This window comes from Arthrobacter sp. zg-Y1171 (assembly GCF_025244845.1).
In the GTDB taxonomy this organism is placed as follows: domain Bacteria; phylum Actinomycetota; class Actinomycetes; order Actinomycetales; family Micrococcaceae; genus Arthrobacter_B.
In genome coordinates, this window is sequence record NZ_CP104264.1 from 2,467,793 (window position 1) to 2,488,821 (window position 21,029).

At 67.7% G+C, this 21,029-nt stretch carries 17 protein-coding genes; 8 read left to right on the forward strand and 9 right to left on the reverse strand.

The window, feature by feature from the left end:
• The first annotated feature begins 102 nt into the window (after window positions 1-102).
• The 4 genes from N2L00_RS11560 to N2L00_RS11575 all read left to right on the forward strand — a co-directional run bounded on the left by N2L00_RS11560 (window position 103) and on the right by N2L00_RS11575 (window position 3,693).
• Window positions 103-1,521 (forward strand): phosphotransferase, encoded by a 1,419-nt coding sequence (locus N2L00_RS11560; RefSeq protein ID WP_255764758.1) that lies wholly within the window; start codon window positions 103-105, stop codon window positions 1,519-1,521.
• A 170-nt stretch (window positions 1,522-1,691) separates the two neighbouring features.
• Entirely contained in the window at window positions 1,692-2,072 is a 381-nt protein-coding gene (locus N2L00_RS11565; RefSeq protein WP_227918398.1) for a GntR family transcriptional regulator, read from the forward strand.
• Window positions 2,069-3,007, forward strand: a complete 939-nt coding sequence (locus N2L00_RS11570; RefSeq protein WP_255764759.1) for an ABC transporter ATP-binding protein — start codon at window positions 2,069-2,071, stop codon at window positions 3,005-3,007. Before N2L00_RS11565 ends, N2L00_RS11570 begins: the two co-directional genes overlap by 4 nt.
• Entirely contained in the window at window positions 3,004-3,693 is a 690-nt protein-coding gene (locus N2L00_RS11575; RefSeq protein ID WP_255764760.1) for a hypothetical protein, read from the forward strand. Before N2L00_RS11570 ends, N2L00_RS11575 begins: the two co-directional genes overlap by 4 nt.
• 42 nt (window positions 3,694-3,735) lie before the next feature.
• On the opposite strand, the gene N2L00_RS11580 is transcribed toward N2L00_RS11575, so the two are convergent.
• Genes N2L00_RS11580 through N2L00_RS11590 form a run of 3 tightly spaced genes read right to left on the reverse strand, consistent with a single transcriptional unit; the run spans window position 3,736 to window position 11,026 of the window.
• The gene (locus tag N2L00_RS11580) at window positions 3,736-7,260 is read right to left on the reverse strand and encodes an ATP-dependent helicase (protein ID WP_374676605.1); all 3,525 of its coding nucleotides are present in this window, start codon (window positions 7,258-7,260) and stop codon (window positions 3,736-3,738) included.
• 2 nt (window positions 7,261-7,262) lie between these two features.
• Entirely contained in the window at window positions 7,263-10,568 is a 3,306-nt protein-coding gene (locus tag N2L00_RS11585) for an ATP-dependent DNA helicase (protein WP_255862703.1), read from the reverse strand.
• The gene (locus tag N2L00_RS11590; protein ID WP_255862702.1) at window positions 10,565-11,026 is read right to left on the reverse strand and encodes an MGMT family protein; all 462 of its coding nucleotides are present in this window, start codon (window positions 11,024-11,026) and stop codon (window positions 10,565-10,567) included. The genes N2L00_RS11585 and N2L00_RS11590 overlap by 4 nt, the downstream gene beginning before the upstream one ends.
• Window positions 11,027-11,101: 75 nt before the next feature.
• Between N2L00_RS11590 and N2L00_RS11595 the strand changes: the two genes are divergently transcribed.
• The 4 genes from N2L00_RS11595 to N2L00_RS11610 all read left to right on the forward strand — a co-directional run bounded on the left by N2L00_RS11595 (window position 11,102) and on the right by N2L00_RS11610 (window position 14,807).
• On the forward strand, window positions 11,102-11,824 hold the full coding sequence (locus N2L00_RS11595; protein ID WP_255862701.1) for a 3'-5' exonuclease: 723 nt from the start codon (window positions 11,102-11,104) through the stop codon (window positions 11,822-11,824).
• Between the two features lie 255 nt (window positions 11,825-12,079).
• On the forward strand, window positions 12,080-13,060 hold the full coding sequence (locus tag N2L00_RS11600) for a methionine ABC transporter ATP-binding protein (RefSeq protein WP_227918405.1): 981 nt from the start codon (window positions 12,080-12,082) through the stop codon (window positions 13,058-13,060).
• A complete protein-coding gene (locus tag N2L00_RS11605; RefSeq protein WP_255862700.1) occupies window positions 13,057-13,842 on the forward strand; it encodes a methionine ABC transporter permease in 786 nt (261 codons plus the stop codon). Before N2L00_RS11600 ends, N2L00_RS11605 begins: the two co-directional genes overlap by 4 nt.
• Window positions 13,843-13,967: 125 nt before the next feature.
• On the forward strand, window positions 13,968-14,807 hold the full coding sequence (locus N2L00_RS11610; protein WP_255862699.1) for a MetQ/NlpA family ABC transporter substrate-binding protein: 840 nt from the start codon (window positions 13,968-13,970) through the stop codon (window positions 14,805-14,807).
• An 80-nt stretch (window positions 14,808-14,887) separates the two neighbouring features.
• Here N2L00_RS11610 and hemL read toward each other — a convergent pair whose 3' ends face one another.
• Genes hemL through hemQ form a run of 6 tightly spaced genes read right to left on the reverse strand, consistent with a single transcriptional unit; the run spans window position 14,888 to window position 20,978 of the window.
• On the reverse strand, window positions 14,888-16,219 hold the full coding sequence (gene hemL, locus N2L00_RS11615) for a glutamate-1-semialdehyde 2,1-aminomutase (RefSeq protein ID WP_255764767.1): 1,332 nt from the start codon (window positions 16,217-16,219) through the stop codon (window positions 14,888-14,890).
• On the reverse strand, window positions 16,219-17,202 hold the full coding sequence (hemB, locus tag N2L00_RS11620; RefSeq protein ID WP_255862698.1) for a porphobilinogen synthase: 984 nt from the start codon (window positions 17,200-17,202) through the stop codon (window positions 16,219-16,221). Before hemB ends, hemL begins: the two co-directional genes overlap by 1 nt.
• A gap of 34 nt (window positions 17,203-17,236) precedes the next feature.
• Window positions 17,237-18,100: a uroporphyrinogen-III synthase gene (locus N2L00_RS11625; protein ID WP_255862697.1), complete on the reverse strand. Its 864-nt coding sequence runs from the start codon at window positions 18,098-18,100 to the stop codon at window positions 17,237-17,239.
• A 24-nt stretch (window positions 18,101-18,124) separates the two neighbouring features.
• Window positions 18,125-19,081: a hydroxymethylbilane synthase gene (gene hemC, locus N2L00_RS11630; RefSeq protein ID WP_255764770.1), complete on the reverse strand. Its 957-nt coding sequence runs from the start codon at window positions 19,079-19,081 to the stop codon at window positions 18,125-18,127.
• On the reverse strand, window positions 19,081-20,274 hold the full coding sequence (locus tag N2L00_RS11635; protein WP_255764771.1) for a ferrochelatase: 1,194 nt from the start codon (window positions 20,272-20,274) through the stop codon (window positions 19,081-19,083). Before N2L00_RS11635 ends, hemC begins: the two co-directional genes overlap by 1 nt.
• Window positions 20,271-20,978 carry a hydrogen peroxide-dependent heme synthase gene (gene hemQ, locus N2L00_RS11640; protein ID WP_255764772.1) on the reverse strand — a complete coding sequence of 236 codons (708 nt, stop codon included), beginning with the start codon at window positions 20,976-20,978 and terminating at the stop codon, window positions 20,271-20,273. Before hemQ ends, N2L00_RS11635 begins: the two co-directional genes overlap by 4 nt.
• Between the last annotated feature and the right edge of the window lie 51 nt (window positions 20,979-21,029).

Sequence of the window (21,029 nt, forward strand, 5' to 3'; positions counted from 1 at the left end):
GGCCCCGGGCACCGTCCCCGGTCTGAGGTTTTCCTCACGGTTTGGGCGACTCGCCGCCCGCCAATGGTTATTCGGACCACATCTGCCCCTACGGTTGAAGATGTGAAACGGACCCCCATGGAATTGGCTGCAATGGCCAGCGCTGCCGTCCCAGGGCTGACCCCTACCGGCGTTGCCGGTTCCCCGGACGACGCTGCGGATTTTGACGCGGCGCTGCTGCTTGACGACGCCGGGCGCAGGTGGCGCGTCCGGTCCCCCAAACACCTCGAGGCCAGTATGCGCCTGGAGACCGAGCTGCTGGTCCTGCGCACATTTGTCCCGGCGGTGAGGGCCGAATTGCCGTTCGCGCTGCCGTATGTTGCCGGCACCGTCCGCCAAGGCGAGCTATGCACTTTTGTCTATTCCCACCTGCCGGGCGCCCTCCGGAGCATTGATGCCCTGGTGACGGCCGGGAGTTCGGTCGCCATGGAGATCGGCCGGGCCATGGCCGCGATCCACGCCATTCCCCGGGAACTGGTCACCTCCGCGGACCTGCCGAGTTACAGCGCCAACGAGTTCCGGCAGCGGCGCCTGAACGAGCTGGACCAGGCGGCCACCACCGGCAAGATCCCCGCTGTACTGCTGCGGCGCTGGGAGCACGCGCTGGAAGACGTCTCGCTGTGGCGTTTCAAGCCCACCGTGGTCCACGGCGACCTGCATGAAGACAACATCCTGCTGACCGGCGAACGGGTCAGTGCGGTCACCGGCTGGACCGACCTCCGGGTGGGCGACCCGGCAGATGATTTTGCGTGGTTGATCGCGGCCAACGATCCCCGGTTCACGGAGACCGTGCACGCTGCCTATTTGGAAGCCAGCAACGATCCCGAGGATCCGCACCTGATCCGCCGGGCAGCTTTGTCTGCGGAATTCGCCCTCGCGCAGTGGCTGGTGCGCGGCGTCGCCGCAGAGAACTCCACCATGGTCGACGAAGCCGTGGAGATGCTCGGCACCCTCGAAGAAGACGTACTGGCCCAGGAAGCGTCGGACCGGCGGGACAGCCAGGCCCGCGCTGCCGACGCCCGGGCAGCGGAAGCCGACGCCGCTGCCGCGGCGGCCGCCCGGCCGGCTGCCGCCAAGGTTACCGTTGTCCCCATTGCTCCGGACGCGGCACCCGCGGCGTCAGGCGCAAACGACTCCGCCCCGGACACCGGCAGTGTCAACCGCGTGGTCGATACCGGCACAGGGTCGGACACGGAAAACGGCACCGAAACCGCAATGGCAACGGCAACGGACCGCCCGGAACCTGATGAGAGTGTGCGGGGAACCGTAGCCCCCGACGAAGGAACACCAGGGGAAGCCGCAGCGGATGAAGCCGCAGCTTCCGGTGTGGACACCGGCTCCGGAAACGATCCGGAAACCGGTGCTGCATCCGAGGCGGACAACGCTTCCGGGGACGCCGCATCCCGCGATGGACAGTCCGACACGAGCCAGCCGGGGACCGAAACAACGGCCCTCCCGCTGACCCCGGTCCCGGAGAAGTAGCCCAGCACGCCTACGCTCGGGTGCCCCGCCGAATTCCGGCGGGGCACCTTTTTCTTTTAAGAGCTATTGCAATGTCTCGGTTCCTGCCCTAGGTTAGTTACATCAGTAATGAACCAAGTAAGTAGCGAACCAGGGACGTGCGTCCCCGGGGCGAAACCACAGGAGCCGCTTTGATAGATGACAGCAGGCCGATCTTCCAGCAGATCGCCGAACGCGTCGAAGGCGACATCCTTGACGAAACCCTCAAGGAGGAGAGCCAGGTGCCTTCCACCAATGAGTTCGCGGCCTTTTACCGGATCAACCCGGCGACGGCGGCCAAGGGCATCAACCTCCTTGTGGATGAGGGAATCCTCTATAAGCGCAGGGGCATCGGTATGTTCGTGGCGCCCGGAGCCAGGGAAGCCGTCCTCAAAAAGCGGCGGGAACAGTTTTATGAGCAGTACGTCCGTCCGTTGACAATCGAAGCGCGGAAGCTGGGTATTGACGGCACCCAGCTCGCCGGATTGATTCAGCGCAGCGCCGTCGACACCGAAGGGAGCATGGCGCCATGACTGCCGGCACCACGAACGTGATAGAAACCCGGAACCTTACGCGCCGTTACCGGGACCAGCTAGCGCTCGACAACGTCGACCTGGATATCTCCGGCGGCCGCATTTACGGGCTGCTCGGACGCAACGGAGCGGGCAAGACCACCTTGATGTCCATCCTCACGGCCCAGGGCTTTGAGTCTTCCGGCGAGGTACGGGTCTTCGGAGAACACCCCTTCGAAAATGACCGGGTGCTGCGGCGGCTGTGCTTCGTCCGCGAATCGCAGAAGTACCCGGACGATTTCACCGCGGCCAACGCCTTCGCATCCGCCGGGCTCCTGTATCCGAACTGGGATGCCGGGTTCGCCGCCTCGCTCGCGGAGGAATTCCACCTGCCGGTCAAGCGCCGGTTGAAAAAGCTATCCCGCGGCCAGCTTTCCGCCGTCGGAGTGGTTCTCGGACTGGCATCGCGGGCGGAAATCACCTTCTTTGATGAGCCCTACCTGGGGCTGGACGCCGTGGCCCGGCAGATTTTCTACGACCGGTTGGTTGAAGACTTCGCAGAGCATCCCCGCACCATCGTGCTTTCCTCGCATCTGATCGACGAGGTCGCCCTGCTCCTGGAGCACGTGATCGTGATCGACAACGGCAGGATTGTCCTGAATGACGACGCAGAGAACATCAGGGGCAGCGCCGTAACCATCACCGGCACTGCGGACGTCGTCGAGGCCTTCATCACCGGGTACCCGGTGCTGCACCGCGAAGCCCTGGGGTCCCTTGCCTCGGTGACCGTAGAGCATCGGCTGGACGACGCCGGGCGCCGTGAAGCCGCAGAGCTTGGGTTGCAGCTGACCCCGGTATCCCTGCAGCAACTCATTGTCCGCAAGACCCTGCAGGCCGATGGCGTAGAGAAGCCGTCCGGCACTGCGGCAACAGACAGCCTGGAGGCGTTCCAATGAACCGTGCAGTAGCCGTGGCGCGAATGCAGCTGACCAATAAATGGATCTACCTGTGGATCCCGCTGATTATCCTGGTTGCCTCCACGCTGATTTCGCTGGCCATCTTCGCGATGATCCCCGACGACGCATCGAACGTCATTTCGGGCTCCGGGCAGGCCGTGATGTGGTACTTCTTTGCCTTGGGCATCCAGGCCATGACCCTGCTCTTCCCCTTCTCGCAGGCCCTCAGCGTCAGCCGCCGAGCCTTCTACATCGGCACCATCGGCCTGTTCTCCCTGGTCGCCCTGGCTCTCGCGGTCCTGTACTGGGTACTGGGCCTGGTGGAGCAGGCAACCGACGGCTGGGGCATGAAGGGCGCCATCTTCGCCATCCCGTGGATTGCCGAGGGCGCCTGGTACACCCAGATCCTCTTCTATTTCGCGGTCACCATCCTGCTGTTCCTCCTGGGCTTCTGGAGTTCGACCATCTACAAGCGCTGGCGGACGATTGGACTCACGGCAGCACTGGTGGGCGCCGGCGCCGTCCTGCTGGGAGTCATCGCCTTGATCACCTGGCGGGAGGCCTGGCCCTCCGTCGGCGCCTGGATAGTGCAGCTGACGCCGCTTTCCCTGGCCGGCTGGCTGCTGGCTGCCGGCGCGCTGCTTGCCCTCACGTCCTACGCCACGCTTCGGCGAGCCGTTCCCTGACCCTCCCCGACCGGTCCCACCGCCCGAACCCCGTCCGCCGAATCAGTATCCGGCGGACGGGGTTTTTGCTGCCTCCCGGATGATCTCCTCGAGTTCGTCTTCGCCCGCCAGGTTGTACGGCCGCACCAGCTTATCGGCGGCCACATAGTAGAAGGCAGCCCGTACCTGCTCCAGCGGAACCCCCTTGAGCCGTGCCCAGGCCAGCCGGTACACGGCGAGCTGTACGGAGCGCACATCGAGCTTCTGCGACGACGGCGGAGCGCCGGTTTTCCAGTCGATGAGGTCCCACGTGCCGTCCGCGTCCTGGAACACGGCGTCGATCCGGCCGCGGACGACGACGGTGTCCACCTTGGTCTCCACCGGCACCTCAATGAAGGCCGGCGTCCGCTGCGCCCAGTCCGAGGCCTCGAACGTGGCAATCATGTCCTCCAGCTGATAGGCCTCATCCACATAGGCGTCGGCAGCCCCGGGGTATTCGTCGATGTCCAGCATGCCGCTGGTACCGAAGAATTCCTCGACCCAGGCGTGGAAGGCCGTGCCCTTGCGGGCGGCCATGCCCGGTTGCCTCGGCACCGGACGGCGGAGCTGCCGGGTAACCTCCGCCGGGTTGTCCTTCAGGTCCACCAGCATGGACGCCGAAATGTGGGCGGGAAGTTCCACCTGCACCACCTCGTTCGGCGGACGGTGCCGCGCCAGCACCAGTTCCGTTTCGCGGCTCCAGCGCCCGATCAGCGACGCAGCGGCGGTATCAGCAGGCCCGGAATCCTGCCCGGACTGACGTTCTTCTCCCGGGCCCTCCCCCACGGCCCCGTTCAGGTTCCGGGGCTTTGCCGCCCGGCTTCCGGCCGATTCCAGCACGGCCTCTGCGGCGGCCTGCATCGCCTGCCGGCGCGGTCCCAGCGGGTCAACCGGCCATACCGCCCGTTCCGCCTCGGCGTTGGCCGGGTTTTCTGTCCCCTCATCTTCGGTGGCGACCCAGTGCAGGAGCCGGTAGCCCGGGGCTCCGGACTGCTCCAGGTCGTAGAGGTCCTGCAGGTAGCGCGACACTCCCAACGCCTTTGACCGCCCCCCGCCCCAGGCGGAGGAGGTGCAGATCAGCACGGACTTGGCGCGGGTGAACGCCACGTAGGCCAGCCGGCGTTCCTCGCGTTCGGCATGGCCCTTGGCATCTTCGCTGAAGAGCTTCTCGCTTTCCAGCCAGGACTTCTGGTCCACCTGTTCCCAGTCCCACTGCGGCAGGTCCAGGCTGTCACCGCGCAGCGTCCACGGGATCGCGGCGTCACCGCTGCTCCAGCGCGAATCCTTGTCATTGGGGAACGAGGTTTCGTTCAGGCCCGGAACCACCACGATGTCCCATTCCAGGCCCTTGGACGCATGGACCGTGAGGAGCTGGACCGCTTCCCGGCTCGGCTCAAGCGGCGTCACGGGCAGGCCGTTTTCCTCGGTGTTGGCCGCTTCCAGCCACGCCAGGAACGCGGCCAGATCCACCCGTTCGGCGGACGAGCTGAAGGTGGCTGCGGCGTCGATGAAGGCGTCCAGGTTCCGCCGGGACTCGTGCAGGGTCACGCCGGGCTTGGCGGCGACCTCGATGTCAAGCAGGATCCGGCGTTCCACTTCCCCGATCAGCGTGGTCAGGTCCTCGCCGACAAAACCGCGCAGGTCCCGGAGCTCGTTCCGCAGCCGGGTCAGGCGATTCAGACCCTCTTCGGAGAGGGACCTTCCGGCGTTGGACACCCAGCCGGGACGCGGCAGCGAGTCCACGGCTTCCACCAGGCTGCCGGCCTCCACCAAGTCCGCCTCCACTACAAGGTCCGGACCTTCGTCCGGGCCGTGGATATCCGCAGCGTCGGCAACCCGCACGGCCCGTTCACGGACGCGGACCAGGTGCCGGGACCAGTCAGCCAGTGCCATGAGGTCCGCCGGTCCAATCCGCCACCGGGCTCCGGCCAGGATCCGCAGCATCGAATCGGAACGCCCCGGGTCACCCAGGACCCGCAGGACAGCGAGCAGGTCAACCACTTCCGGGGTGGACAGCAGTCCGCCCAGCCCGACAATCTGCACCGGAATCCCCCGCTGCTCCAGTTCCTTGCGGATCGGTTCGAACTGCTTCCGCCCCCGGCACAGCACCGCCACCGTGGGCGTCAGTTCCTTCCCGCGGTCATCGTGCCCGCCGAGCTCCGCTTTGCGGCTGCGGTGGAACGCCACCTGCTCGGCTACGGCCTCGGCTTCCCCCAGGATCCGTTCCGGCGTGCCCTTGCCCGGCTCCACCGAGACATCGCAGAGGTAGCGGCCCAGATACACCTCGCCTACGGGGGCGTTGGGCTTGGCCTGCAGCTCGGGTACGTGCGGCAGGCGCTGGTGCTTAAGCCACGGGGCAACCCCGTTGAGCGGGGTGGAGACGGTGTTGGCAGCCGCCAGCACCGAGGTGGAGTTCCGCCAGGCGACGGACAGGTTCGCCAGCGGCGCCAGTTCCCGGCCGTTATCGGTGAACAGCGGGAACTTCTCCCGGAAGGTGCCCAGCTGGCCGGCCGAGGCCCCGCGGAACCCGTAAATGGACTGATGCGGATCCCCTACGGCGGTGACGGAGCGGCCGTCGCCGAACAGGTTGGAGAAAAGCACCATCTGCGCGTGGGAGGTGTCCTGGAACTCGTCCAGCAGCACCACCTTGAACTTGGCGCGCTCCATTTCCACGGCTTCGGGGATGGTGGCGGCAATCCGGGCGGCCAGTTCCACGAGGTCGCCGAAGTCCAGCTGCCGGCGTTCCGCCTTGGCCTGCCGGTACGCTTCCACCAGTTCGGTCACGGAGATGCGCGTGCGGAGGCGGTTGATCAGCTTCCTGGCTGCCTGGGTGGGTTCCTTCGGCTTGCCGAACTGGTAGGGCAGCGCCGCGACCGCGGCCACGTGGGCTTCGAGCTCGACACGGACCTCGGCAGGGGTGCGCAGGTGTTCGGAGCATTCGCCGGCCATCTGCAGCACCGCCCCGACCAGGGTGGATTTGGCTGCGGTGAAGTGTTCGTACTCACCGGAATAGGCTTCCACCACTTCGTTGGCCAGCTGCCAGGACTGCGCGCCGCCGAGCATGACTGAATCACGTTCGACGCCGATCCGCAGGCCGTAATCGTTCACGATCCCGTTCGCGTAGGAATGGTAGGTGGAAACACTGGGCTCCATCCGTTCCTCGCCGCCGCCGGCGGTGTCCGGATCCGCGGCACCGCCCGGCCCGGCGTCGAGCTGGTGATAGAGCAGGTTCAGGCGCGCCCGGATGCGTGAGGCCAGCTCCCCGGCCGCCTTGCGGGTGAAGGTGACCCCGAGGATCTCTTCGGGCCGGACCAGCTCGTTAGCCACAAGCCAGACCACCCGGTCCGCCATGGTCTTGGTTTTGCCCGACCCGGCACCGGCAATGACCAGCAGGGGTTCGAGGGGACCTTCGATGATCCCGGCCTGGTCATCGGTGGGGTACTCCACCGGCTTGTTGGGGTCGGTGTGCAGCAGTTCCGCCAGCTCCCGGGCGGAGTACTTCGGGACGGGCGCCGCTTCCGGCAGTTCCCCCGGCACCGTTACGGGCACGCTCACTCGGTGACCTGCTTTCCTTCAGCACAGATGGGACAGATTTCGGGCAGCCGGCAGCCGTTGCCGCCAAAACCGCTGCGGCCCGGGTCGTGGACGGTCTCGAAGAACGCGGCGGACATCAGCGCCGCCGCATTGCGGACCATGTCCCGCGCCGTGGTGTCATCGGGATCCAGCGGCGGCTGTTCCTGGACGGAAACGCCCTTGTTCGTGGTGCCCAGCTGCACCAGGGCGGCTCCGCCGGGCACCGGAGGGGCGTCCGGCAGCGCGCCTTCGCGCACCGCCTCCTGGTAGGCGGCCAGCTGCGGGTGGCCCTGCAGGTCGTCCTTCTTCGGGGCCGATTTGCCGGTCTTCAAATCCACGATGAACAGCCGGCCGTGCTCGTCGGCTTCCAGCCGGTCGATCTGCCCGCGCAGCAGGGCGGTGCGGACGGCGCCGTCGATCTCCACCGGCAGTTCCACCTCGAAGTCCTTTTCGACCGCGACGAGGGCCCGGCCGCTGCGGCGCATGGTGATGACGTACTCGGCGAGCTTGCGGACCATGGTTTCGGCCCGCTGGTAGTCCATCTGGCCTTCCCAGTTGTCCTTCATGCCCAGGGACGGCCAGCGTTTCTGCAGCTCCTGCACGTACTCGCTGCCGGCGGCGTCGGGCATGTCCTGGGCAATGGAATGCACCAGCGTGCCCAGTGAACGGGCGAAGTCGGTGGCCTGCTCGCCGCCCGCAGCGGAGACGAACCAGCTCAGGGGTGACTTCAGCACGGCGTCGACCTTGGAGGGTGACACCGGGATCCGCGCGTCCGGGGGCAGGATGGGCGCAGTGCTGGACAGCGGGGCGAGCCCCCACCACTGCTCCGGGTGGGCTCCCGGGACCGGAACGGGGTGGTTCAGCATGGTCCCCAGATGATGGACGGCTTCGGCGGCTGCTTCCGGATCTTCCGCGGGCTGCTGCGCGTAACGGCGCAGTTCGGCCACCAGCGAGCGCAGGGTGTGGGGGCGCAGGACTTCGGTGCGCTGCCGTTTTTCCGCCCCCGGTTCCAGCGGCGCCACGAGGTCAAGGAAGGACGAGGGCTGCTCGTCTTCGGACGAGACGGCCGTGCAGATCAGTACTTCGCGGGCACGCGAAATGGCGGTGGAGAAGCTGCGCAGTTCGTCAAATCGGATGGACTGCATCAGTGTCAACGGGCTGCGGTGTGCCCGGAAATTGTCGCCGTGCTCGACCGCTGCCACCAGCTCGCCGCTACCCAGCAGTTCACCGCGCAGGCGCAGGTTGGGCCACACATCCTGCTGGATGCCGGCGACTATCACCATCGGCCATTCCCGGCCCGCAGCACTGGCCGGGGTGAGCAGTTCCACTGCTTCGCGGCGCTGGGCACGGGCGGCCAACGTATCCATGGGCAGCTCTGAACTGGTGAGGTAGTCCAGGAACTGGGCCGGGGTGGAGCCTGGCAGCTGGTCGACATAGCGTTCAGCGGTCTGGAACAGTGCCATGATCGCGTCCAGGTCCCGGTCCGCGCGGGAGGCACCCGGGCCTCCGGACAGCGCGGTTTCCGCCCAGCGTTTGGACCAGCCGGAAACGGACCACAACGCCCACAGGACGGTCTCCGCCGTGGCTCCCGGCTCCTGGACTGCTGCCCGGCCCGCGGCCAGCATGGCTGAGATGCGCTGGGCGGCCGGGCGGGCATCCCAGCTCAGGCCCGCAAGGGCCCGGCCGGATTCCGATTCCGGGTCAAGCAGCGACTCCACCAGCAATACGTCACTGGTCCGTCCGCCGCCGGCGCTGCGTTCTTCCCGGCGCAGTGCCTGCCGCAGCCGGCGCAGTTCCAGCGTGCTGGCGCCGCCGATGCGCGAAGTCAGCAGGGACACCACCAGCTCAGGGGTCAGCAGGTCCGGATCCAGTACGACGGCGAACGCGTCCAGCAGCGGGCGGACGGCGGCTTCATCGCGGACCGCCCGCTCGGCGACGGGGACCTTGACTTCGATCCCCTGGCCGGTGAGGTAGCGCTGGAGGGCAGCCAATTGGGCACCGGTCCGGACAATGACGGCGATGTCCTCGAGCGAACGGCCCTGCAGCAGCTGGGCTTCCAGGATCCGCTGCGCCACGTAGCGCTGCTCATGCATGGGGGTGTCCACTACATGGGCCTCGGCAGTACCCGCCAGCGGAGCGGCATCGGCTTCCGGAGCGTCGGGACCCGGTGCGTCGTCGGGGGTTCCGCCGTCGGCTGGAACATGTGCCGGCGCTTTCCCGATGAACCGGGCATCGGCCACGGCGGTGCGGTAGGACGGCAGCTGGCCGACCACGGAAATCCGTGAGGCCGTCCGGGTCCAGGCTCCCGCCAGCGAACCGGTCAGCCGGTGCGAGGTGGTCAGGACGCGGGTCTGGAGGCGGCCGTCAAAATGCCTGCCCAGCTGGCCCACCAGATCCGGGCGGGCGCCGCGGAAGCCCTGCACCACGGTGTCGGGGCAGGCGGCGGCGATGGAGTCCCCGGTGCCGGCGAGCAGCGCGTAGAGGCTGTGGATGGCCGGGTTGGCTTCCTGCAGGTCATCCACCAGCACCAGCTGCTGGCGTTCCCGCTCGGCGGCCAGGAATTCCGGATCCGAGTGCAGGATGTTGAGGGCTGACGTGATGATGCCTGCCGGATCAAAGGACTCCGGCATGCGCAGGTCCAGGACGTCCCGGTACTCGGCGTAGAGTTCCGCGGCGGCCACCCAGTCCGGACGGCCGTGCCGCTCACCCAGCTCGCGCAGCTCCTCGGCGGAGATGCCGTATTCAATGACGCGGTCGAAGAGCTGGCGGATTTCCTGTCGGAAACCGCGGGTCCCCAGGGCAAGGTCCAGGCTGTCCGGCCAGGGCAGTTCCGGCACCCCCTGCTGTCCGTGCCCTGCCAGCAGTTCCTTGATGATGACGTCCTGTTCGGCGCCGGAGAGCAGCTTCGGAGCCCGCGTGATGTAGGGCAGGCGGCCTTCGGTCTTGGCGCGCCGGATCAGGTCGAAGGCGTAGGAGGCCCAGGTGCGGGCGGGCGCGGTGCTCAGGGTTCCCTGCAGCCGTGCCGAGAGCGCATCCCGCAGGCCCGCAGCGGCAAGCCGTGAGGGGGCGAGCATCAGCAGATGGGAAGGATCAAGCCCGTCGCGTTCAATCCGTGCGACGGCGGCTTCCACCAGGACGGTGGACTTGCCGGTTCCCGGCGCTCCGAGGACGAGCACGGGGCCGCTGCCCGTTGGCAGGTCCACCACGGCCTGCTGGTCTGCGCTGAGCCGGGGCGCTGACAATGCGCTTGCAGCCGGACCGACGAGTTGGAGTTCAACGCTCATGGTTCCACTTCATCATGTCCCTCCGACATTCCTGATATCGGTGCCGCCGGTGGTTGCCGGCCGGTGGAGTCCGGCACCTCCGGGGCGGCCCGCTGGGTGTTCTGCAGACCGGTCCGCAGGCGGTCCAAACGGTCCCATTCCGCCTCGTCGGGCTGCCAGCGGGCGGCTTCGATCCGCACCCGGTAGCCCGCGCCGTCGTCGTCCGCCGTCCCGCGCACCGGGGTGCCCTCGAGCCGGTAGTGTTCCCAGGCGCGCCCTTCATGGCAGCGCGGGGGTTGTCCCGAGGACCGCAGGACCCGCCACCAGCACACCTCGGAGCCGCGTGCGGACATTACCGCGCCTACCTGGCGCGGGCCGCCGGCGTCGAGCAGTTCGGCTATGTCGCCATAGGAGAGCACGCGCCCGGGCGGTATGAGATCGGCCACAGCCAGCACCGCGTCGGCGTAGTCCCTGCGCATATCCAGTAGGGTACCGATGCCGGCGGCGCCGCCGCCAATCCCGGGAATGTCACCGCTCCCCGATAGGTTTGAGGCATGAACAGCTGGTATGAACTTCCCCGGGCGGCCTTCGACCTGGAGACCACGGGCCGGGACCCGCAGACCGCGCGGATCGTCACCGCATCCATCATCCTGGTCAACGGCCGGGGCGAAACCCTGCAGCACCACGAGTGGCTGGCCTGCCCCGAGATCCCGATCCCCGCCGAGGCGGCAGCCATCCACGGCATCACCAATGAACGCGCCCGGGCGGAGGGCGGGAACCCTGCCGCCGTCACGGCCGAGGTGGCCGAGGTGCTGGCCGGCATGTTCGCAGCCGGCATTCCCGTCCTGGCTTTCAACGCCTGCTACGACTTCACGGTCCTGGCCCGCGAATGCGAGCGCTTCGGCCTCACGGCTCCCCATCCGGTTCCCGTTATCGATCCGTACATCCTGGACAAGCAGGTGGACCGGTTCCGCCGCGGCAAGCGCACCCTCACCGCCATGGCCGAGCACTACGGCGTGGGGTTCGAGAACGCACACACCTCAGCGGCCGACGTCGCCGCCACCCTGTCCGTGGCGGCAGTCATGGCCGCGAAGTATCCGGAGCTGCAGTGCGATGCGCGCACCTTGCACGAGTCCCAGATCGGCTGGGCGGCAGGCCAGGCTGCCAGCTTCCAGGAATACCTGCGGCGCCGGGAGCCGGAAGCCGTGATCGACGGCAGCTGGCCGTTCCGTGCCGCACCGGACCACGCGCCCGGGTCCGTCCTCGACCCGGCCTGACCCCTCCGCGGCCGCCGTCCCGGCTCCTTCACGGGCCGTCACTTTGGCCGGAGCGCGGCGGCCACCATGCGATACTGGTTACTGTGTTTGGCGCTGATGGCGCCCCAGGCGTACCCGCGTTCCTACGCGCGCGTACCGTCTCGCGCCACGAGATTGGCAGGCACCCTCCGCACAGCCGGCATTTGGGCACGGCACAGAACCGTGCCCCCTTCCCCATGCTCCGGTCCGGCCATTGAACGCATATGACGAGGACGAATGATCACAGTTACCGACCTTCGCAAGGTCTACCGGCAGGGCGACCGCATGGTCACTGCACTGGACGGCGTGAGCCTGAGCGTGCCCAAGGGTTCGATCCACGGGATCATCGGCCACTCCGGTGCCGGAAAGTCCACCCTGGTCCGCTGCCTGACCCTGCTGGACCGGCCGACGTCGGGCTCGGTCACCATCGACGGCCGTGAGCTGACCGCTGTGAAGGACTCCGAGATCCGCGCGGCCCGCCGCCGGATCGGCATGGTGTTCCAGCACGCGAACCTCATGGACTCCCGCACCGCCGCCGCCAACATCGCCCACCCGCTGGAGCTGGTGGGCACGAAGAAGAGCGTCATCGACGCCCGGGTGAAGGAACTGCTGGCCCTCGTTGGCCTCGAAGGCAGCGCCGGAGCGTACCCCGCCCAGCTTTCCGGCGGACAGAAGCAGCGCGTGGGCATCGCCCGGGCACTGGCCTCCGATCCCGATGTGCTCCTGTGCGATGAGCCGACCTCGGCCCTGGACCCCAGCACCACGGACGACATCCTGGACCTGATCTCCGATCTCACCCGCCGCCTGGACCTGACGGTCCTGATCATCACGCACGAGATGAATGTGGTGAAGCGGATCTGCGATTCGGTATCCCTGCTCGAGGCAGGACGGGTGGTGGAACACGGCCCGCTGCGCGAGGTTGCCTCCGACCTGCGCGGCCGCCTGGCCAAACAGCTGATCCCGCTGCCCGTAACGCCGCCGTCGCCCGGCGGCCCGGTCCTGGAACTGCTCTTCACCGGCCAGACCACGTCGGACCCGGTGCTTTCCGCGCTCACCCGCCGGTTTGACACCGATGTAAACGTCCTTGCCGGCAGCGTCGAGCTGCTGGCCGGCACCCGCTTCGGACGGCTGCGCATCCAGTTGGACACGCACACCGACATGGCCGCCGTCCATGAATACCTCGCCCTGCAGGGCGTCACCGTGGAGGTGGCAGCATGAACTTCCTGACCGGACTCTTCGACAACCCCGGAATCACCAAGGCACTGCCCGAAGCCGTGCTTGAAACCCTCCAGATGGTCGGCATCTCCGGCTTCTTCACCCTGCTGATCGGCCTGCCGCTGGGCGTGTTCCTGCACGTCAGTGCGCCCGGGGGCCTGCTCCCGATGAAGGTCGTCAACCGGATTGTCAGCGACATCATCGTCAACATCACCCGGTCTGTACCCTTCGCCATCCTCATGGTCACCCTGATTCCGCTGGCACGCCTCATCACCGGGACCTCAATCGGGCCCGTGGCCGCCTCCGTTTCGCTGAGCATCGCGACCATCCCGTTCTTCGCACGGCTGGTGGAAAACGCGCTCCGCGACGTCACCGGCGGCAAGATCGATGCCGCCCTGGTGATGGGATCAACCAAGATGCAGGTGGTCACCAAGGTGCTGCTGCGCGAGGCCCTGCCCGGCCTCGTCGCTGCCCTGACCACCACGCTGGTGACCCTCGTGGGCTACTCCGCCATGGCCGGCATTGTCGGCGGCGGCGGTCTCGGCCGGCTGGCCTACAACTACGGCGTCCAGCGCTTTGACACGCAGGTCATGGTGGTCACGATCATCATCATCGTGGCCCTCGTACAGATCATCCAGCTTGCCGGCGATTTCGTTTCCCGCCGGGTGGACCACCGGTCCGCCGCGGGCACCGGCCGGCGCAGCCGTCCGGCCACTGCGGTCACCGACGCCGCCGCCGTTCCCCGGACCGGCACGGACCGCGAATTCGACAAGACCTCTGTCTAGTCTCCGTCTTCGGCAGTACGGGGCCCTGCCCCGGCGCTGCCGGATCTGCAGCCAGTAGCCGCTAGCTGCACCTTCCCCGGACAGCGGAGTTCCGCTTCCCGGGTCACGTGAAAGGAACGCACTCGATGCGTAAAGCACTTACCCTCGTTGCCACCGGTGTGGCTACGGCCCTGGCGCTGACGGCTTGCGGTGGATCCGATTCCGCCTCCAGCGCCGTGGACAGCCTTGACCCCGCAAACCCGGTAACCCTGACCGTGGGCGCCAGCCCCACCCCGCACGCCCGGATCCTCGAGTTTGTCCGTGACAACCTCGCCGAGGGCACCGGGCTGGAAATCGAGATCCAGGAGTTTGACGACTACGTCACGCCGAACATCTCCCTGAACGACGGCGACAGCGACGTCAACTTCTACCAGCACCTGCCCTACCTGGAATCCCAGATGGAAAAGCAGGGCTACGACTTCGAGCACGGCGCAGGCATCCATGTGGAGCCGTACGCCGCGTTCTCCGATAAGCACGACGACGTCTCCTCCATCAAGGACGGCGCCCGGGTGATGGTCACCAATGACCCCTCCAACCAGGCCCGTGCCCTGAAGATGCTTGAGGAGGCCGACCTCGTGAAGGACATCGCCGACGACTCCTCGGTGCTGACCCTCACGGAGGAACAGAACTTCAAGAACCTGGACTTCCAGGAAAACAACCCTGAGCTGCTGGTCAACGACCTGGGGGATCCCACCGTGGACCTCGCCATCATCAACGGCAACTACATCCTCGAAGCCGGGCTGAACACCGACGACGCCCTGCTGGTGGAATCCGCCGAGGACAACCCGTACGCCAACTTCCTGGTCTGGAAGACCGGCAACAAGGACGCACGGATCGACAAGCTCGAGGAACTGCTCCACTCCCCCGAAACCAAGGCCTTCATTGAAGAGACCTGGCCGAACGGCGACGTGACTGCCGCTTTCTAGGGCAGGACGACAAAAACCCCGCACTTCCCGTTTCAAGGGGAGGTGCGGGGTTTTTTACTGCCCTAAAAGCCGGGCCGGCCTTACGGCTGCGCCGCAGCCGCGGCCTGGGCGGCAGCCGGCAGCGCTGCGTAGATCCGGTTCATCGCGGCGTCGTCGTGGGCACCGGACAGGAACCAGGCCTCGAACACCGACGGCGGCAGGTACACGCCGGCGTCGAGCATCGAGTGGAAGAACGGCCGATACCGGAAGGCCTCCTGCGCCTGCGCCTGCTCGTAGTTGTGCACGCCGGTGGCGGACGTGCCGAAGGCGACGCTGAAGAGGCTTCCGGCGCGCTGGATGCTGTGGTCCACGCCGGCCTTGTCCAGTTCGGCGGACACTGCGGCGGAGAGCTCCGCGGAACGGGCGTCAACGTTGGCGTAGACCTCGGCGGTGGCGGCCTTCAGCGTGGCGACGCCGGCCGCCATCGCAATCGGGTTACCCGAGAGGGTGCCGGCCTGGTAGACCGGGCCCAGCGGGGCGAGGTAATCCATCACGTCTGCCCGGCCGCCCAGGGCTGCCACGGGCATGCCGCCGCCGATCACCTTGCCGAAGGTGAACAGGTCCGGCGTCCACGGTTCCGTTGCGTCGGCTGCGCCGCCGGTCAGGCCCCAGTAGCCGGCCGGTCCGGTGCGGAACCCGGTGAGTACCTCGTCGAGGATCAGCAGCGCGCCGTGCTCGGCCGTGATCCGGGACAGGGCGGCGTTGAAGCCCTCGTCCGGAGTGACCACGCCCATGTTCGCCGGGGCGGCTTCGGTGATCACGGCGGCAATGTTGGCGCCGTGCTCGGCGAACGCCTTTTCGACGGCGGACACGTCGTTGTACGGCAGTACCAGGGTTTCCGCGGCGGTCGCTTCGGTGACGCCCGCCGATCCGGGCAGCGCCAGGGTGGCCAGGCCGGAGCCGGCGGAGGCGAGCAGCCCGTCGAGGTGGCCGTGGTAGCAGCCGGCGAACTTGATGACCAGGTTCCGGCCGGTGTAGCCGCGGGCCAGCCGGATGGCGGTCATGGTGGCTTCGGTGCCGGTGGACACCATGCGCAGGCGCTTCACGCCGGGCACCCGGTCCATGACCAGCTGCGCCAGCTCGGCTTCGGCCGGGGTGGACGCACCGAAGGACAGTCCGTTGTCCACGGCTGCGTGGACGGCGGCCAGGACGTCCGGGTGGGAGTGGCCCACCAGCGCCGGCCCCCAGGAGCAGACCAGGTCCACGTATTCGCGGCCCTCGGAATCGGTGATGTACGGGCCCTTGGCAGAGACCATGAAGCGCGGCGTGCCGCCCACGGAGCCGAAGGCCCGGACCGGGGAGTTCACGCCTCCGGGCATCAGGGCCCGGGCGCGGTCAAAGAGTTCTTCGGACGAGGAGACAGGTGAGGACATTACTTGCTTTCCTTCAGCCAGGCCGCCAGATCGGTGGCCCAGTAGGTGAGAATCATGTTGGCGCCGGCCCGCTTGATGCCCAGCACGGACTCTTCGATGGCCCGGCGGCGGTCAATCCAGCCGTTGGCGGCGGCAGCTTCAATCATCGCGTACTCGCCGGAGATCTGGTAAGCGCCCACCGGCACCGGGGACATGGCGGCCACGTCGGCCAGCACGTCGAGATAGCTCATGGCCGGCTTGACCATCACCATATCGGCGCCTTCTTCGAGGTCCAGCTCCACTTCGAGGAGGGCCTCGCGGCGGTTCGAGGCGTCCATCTGGTAGGTCCGGCGGTCACCCTTCAGCTGGGAGTCCACGGCTTCGCGGAAGGGACCGTAGAACGCGGAGGCGTACTTCGCGGCGTAGGCGAACAGGGAGACGTCGGTGAAACCGGCGGTATCCAGGGCGTGGCGGATGACGGCGATCTGTCCGTCCATCATGCCCGACGGGCCCAGCACGTGCGCGCCGGCGCGGGCCTGCTCCACCGCCATCCGGCCGTAGATTTCCAGCGTGGCGTCATTGTCCACGACACCGTGTTCGTCCAGCACGCCGCAGTGTCCGTGATCGGTGAATTCGTCCAGGCAGACATCGCTCATGATGACGAGGTCGTCGCCGACTTCCCCGCGGACGGCCGCGATGCCGCGGTTGAGGATGCCGTTGGGATCGGTGCCCGCGCTGCCGACGGCGTCACGCTCGGCGGGGATGCCGAACAGCATGATGCCGCCGATGCCCAGCCCTGCCGCTTCCGAAGCAGCCTTCTTCAGGCTGTCCATGGTGTGCTGGACGACGCCGGGCATGGAGGTGAGCGGGTTGGGCTCGGTGATGCCCTCACGGACGAAGACCGGAAGGATCAGTTCAGCCGGATCCAGCCGGAATTCGGCGGTCAGCCGCCGCATGGCGGGGGTGGTGCGGAGGCGGCGGGGACGGTGCTGGGGGAAGCTCATGGGGATGGTTCTGCCTTCCGGTAATGATGGGGAACTAGGGAGTAGGACCCGTAGACATAGCAACGGAGAGTGCGTGGGCTATTCCCGCCGGCGTTGGCTGCTTCGCCACGGCAGCCGGCGCCGCACCCAGTTCACGCATCCGCGCAGCCGTGCTGTCGCCGATGGCCACCAGCAGCGTTCCGGCCGGTACCGGCACACAGCGCCGGACGAACCGTCGGGCGATGCTCGGGGAGGTGAGGACGACGGCGCGGCGTCCGGCCGGTGCCGACGCGGCGAAGGACTCGGGGTCCAGCAGTCCTCCCCCGGTCACCGCCGGGGTGAAGCGCACGCCGGTGGCCGGGTAGTCCACCGTGCAGTACGCGGTGACGGCGCGGACCTCCCAGCCCAGGGCGGTCAGTGCCTCATGCAGGGACGGGTCGGCAATATCGGCCTGCGGCAGCAGCACCCGCAGGTCGCCGCCCTCCGGATCCGACCCGGAGGGATCCGGCCAGGATGCGGCCAGGCCGCGGGCGGACTGGTCAGTGTCCGGCAGGAAATCGATATCGAAGCCGACTTCTTCCAGGGCCTGCCGCGTTCCGGCACCGACTGCCGCGATCCGGGTATCGGCGGGCACCAGGGCCTCGGGGCAGACGCCCAGCGCTGCACACCGGCGGGTCACGGCCCGAACGGTGGTGACACTGGTGAAGACCACCCAGGCGAACCGTCCGGCCTTCAACGAATTCAGTGCGCGGTCCAGCAGTGCGGTGTCCGCGGGGAACTGGAAATCGATCAGGGGCATCAGCGTCACCGACGCCCCGCAGTCCTGCAGTTCCCGGACCATGGCCGAAGCCCGGTCCGGGGTGCGTGGTAGGACAACGTTCAGTCCGGCGAGGTCCGGACCGTTGTGTCTGGCCGCCATCTCAGCAGCTCCGGAAGCGGGGCATCAGCTGGCAGGCAGGTCCGTGAGCTGCGCGGCGCCGGCCGCAAGCAGCTCCTCGGCAACCTGCACGCCCAAGGCGCGGGCGGCGTCTTCGGTGAGCTGCCCGGCAACGCCGGTGCGGCGCATCAGCCGGGTACCGTCGTCGCTGCAGACCACGGCTTCGAGCGTGATGCCTTCGGCTGCGACACTGGCCAGCGCACCGACCGGAGCCGTGCACCCTGCTTCAAGCCTGCCGAGCATGGCCCGTTCGGCTGCCACCGCAAGGCGGCTTTCGCGGTGGTCGTACGCGGCAAGTGCCGTCGCGAGCTGCCCTTCAACGGCGTCGTCCGCACGGCATTCCACGGCCAGCGCTCCCTGCCCGGGGGCGGGAAGCATCACGGCGGGATCAATGAACTCGGTAACCATGTTCAGGCGGCCCAGCCGGGCCAGGCCGGCGGCCGCCAGCACCACGGCGTCGAGGTCGCCGGGGGCGCCTTCGACCAGGCCGGCAACCCGGCCGAGGCGGGTATCCACGTTGCCGCGGATGTCCACGATCTCGATGTCCGGGCGGGCGGCCCGCAGCTGGGCTGCCCGGCGCGGGGAACCGGTGCCGATCTTCGCACCGGCGGGAAGCTGTGCCAGGGTCAGTCCGTCACGGGCACACAGCACGTCGCGGACATCCACCCGTTCCGGAATGGCGCCCAGGGCAAGGCCGTCCGCCGGGGAGGTGGGCAGATCCTTGAGCGAGTGCACGGCAACATCGCAGTCTCCGCGCAGCAGTGACTCGCGCAGCGCGGCAACGAACACGCCGGTGCCGCCGATCTGCGACAGGGCGGCACGGTTGATGTCGCCCTCGGTGCGCACGCGGACCAGTTCGACGTCGAAGCCGCCGAGCCCGGACAGTGCCTCGGCCACGGTGGTGGTTTGGGTGACGGCCAGGGCGCTGCCGCGGGTGCCGATCAGGACGGGCGAGTGCGCCACTACTGGACGCCCACTGTGGAATCGGCGCCTGCAATGGTCGGCTTTTCGCCGCGCAGGTTCGCGCAGCAGCCGGGGCGGCAGACGTCGTACCACGGACCGAGTTCGGTCAGGGCGGGGCGGATGGCGATGTTGTTTTCCAGGGTGCGTTCCTGCAGCAGGTCCACCAGGCCGGACACGAAGGTCTCGTGGATGCCCGGGGTCGGGGTGCGGTCAGCCGCCAGGCCCAGTTCCCGGCAGGTAGCCATGGCCTCGGTATCGAGGTCCCAGAGGACTTCCATGTGGTCGCTGACGAAGCCCAGCGGAACAATCACCACGCCGTTGACGCCCTTGGCGGGCAGTTCGGCAATCGCGTCGTTGATGTCCGGTTCCAGCCAGGGGATGTGCGGGGCGCCGGAGCGGGACTGGTAGACCAGCTGCCAGTCCAGGCCCGCGGCTTCGGGGATCCGGTCCATGATGGCGCGGGCGTTGGCCAGGTGCTGGGCAACGTAGGCGCTGCCTTCTTCGAACTCCCGGTCGCGCGGGCCGGAGGCTTCGGCGTCGGCGGTGGGGATGGAGTGGGTGGAGAAGAGGATCTCGATCTTCCCGTTTTCCACGCCCTGGGCCGCAAGCTGCTCGCGGACCTTCGCCACGGACCCGCGGACGCCTTCGATGAAGGGTTCCACGAAGCCCGGGTGGTCAAAGTACTGGCGGACCTTGTCCACGTGCAGCTTCTTGTCCAGGCCGGTCTTCAACAGGTTCATGCCCAGGTCTTCGCGGTACTGGCGGCAGCTCGAGTACGAGGAGTAGACGCTGGTGGTGACCATGAGGATGCGGCGGTGGCCGGCGTCGTAGGCCTCCTGCAGGACGTCCTTGATGTAGGGAGCCCAGTTCCGGTTGCCCCAGAGGACGGGGAGTTCGACGCCGCGGCGTGCCAGCTCTGCTTCCAGGGCAGCCTTCAGCGCACGGTTCTGCTCATTGATGGGGCTGATGCCGCCGTTGGCGCGGTAGTGGGTGGCCACTTCCTCCAGCCGCTCGTCGGGGATGCCGCGGCCGGCGGTGACGTTGCGCAGGAAGGGAATGACATCTTCCTGGCCTTCCGGACCGCCGAAGGAGGCCAGCAGGATGGCGTCGTAATGCTTCGGGGCCATGCGGCCGTTTTCGTCGACGCCCTCAAAGGGGTCGAAGGCAGGCTCGTTGGAAACAGCGGATGTCATTTGAGTACCTCGGCAACTTCGGCGGCCGGAATACGCCGGCCGGTATAGAACGGGACTTCTTCACGGACGTGGTTGCGGGCCTCGGTGGCGCGCAGGTGGCGCATCATGTCGACGAGGTCCACCAGGTTGGGGGCTTCAAGGCCCAGGATCCATTCCCAGTCGCCCAGGGCGAAGGAGGCCACGGTGTTGGCCAGGACCTGGGGGAATTCGCGGCCGAGCATGCCGTGGTCGCGCAGCATCTTGCCGCGTTCCTCGGCGGGCAGCTGGTACCACTCGTAGGAGCGGACAAACGGGTAAACGCAGATCCAGGTCTCGGGATCGATGCCCCGGGCGAAGGACGGCCAGTGGTTCTTGGAGAACTCCGCGTCGCGGTGCACGCCCATGGCGGACCAGGCGATCTCGGTGCCGGCAAACAGCTCGGACCGGCGGATCTGCCGCAGGGCCGCCTGCAGCGCTTCCGGCGCGCTGCCGTGCAGCCACACCATCACGTCGGCATCCACGCGCATGGCGGAGACGTCGTACAGGCCGCGGAGCGTGACGTTGCTGGCTGCCAGGTCCTTGGTCAGGGCCTCGAAGGCATCAACTGCACCGTTCGAGACCGGCGCTTTCGGCATGGAGGACCGCTTGAAAACGGTCCAGAGGGTAAAGAACTGTTCGTCGTTGCCGGCCGTTCCGGCGGCGCTGCGGTCCATCGTCTCACTCATGTTTAACAGTCTGCCCTTTGCGTATAGGTAAGTCGAAACACCGCACTTCTA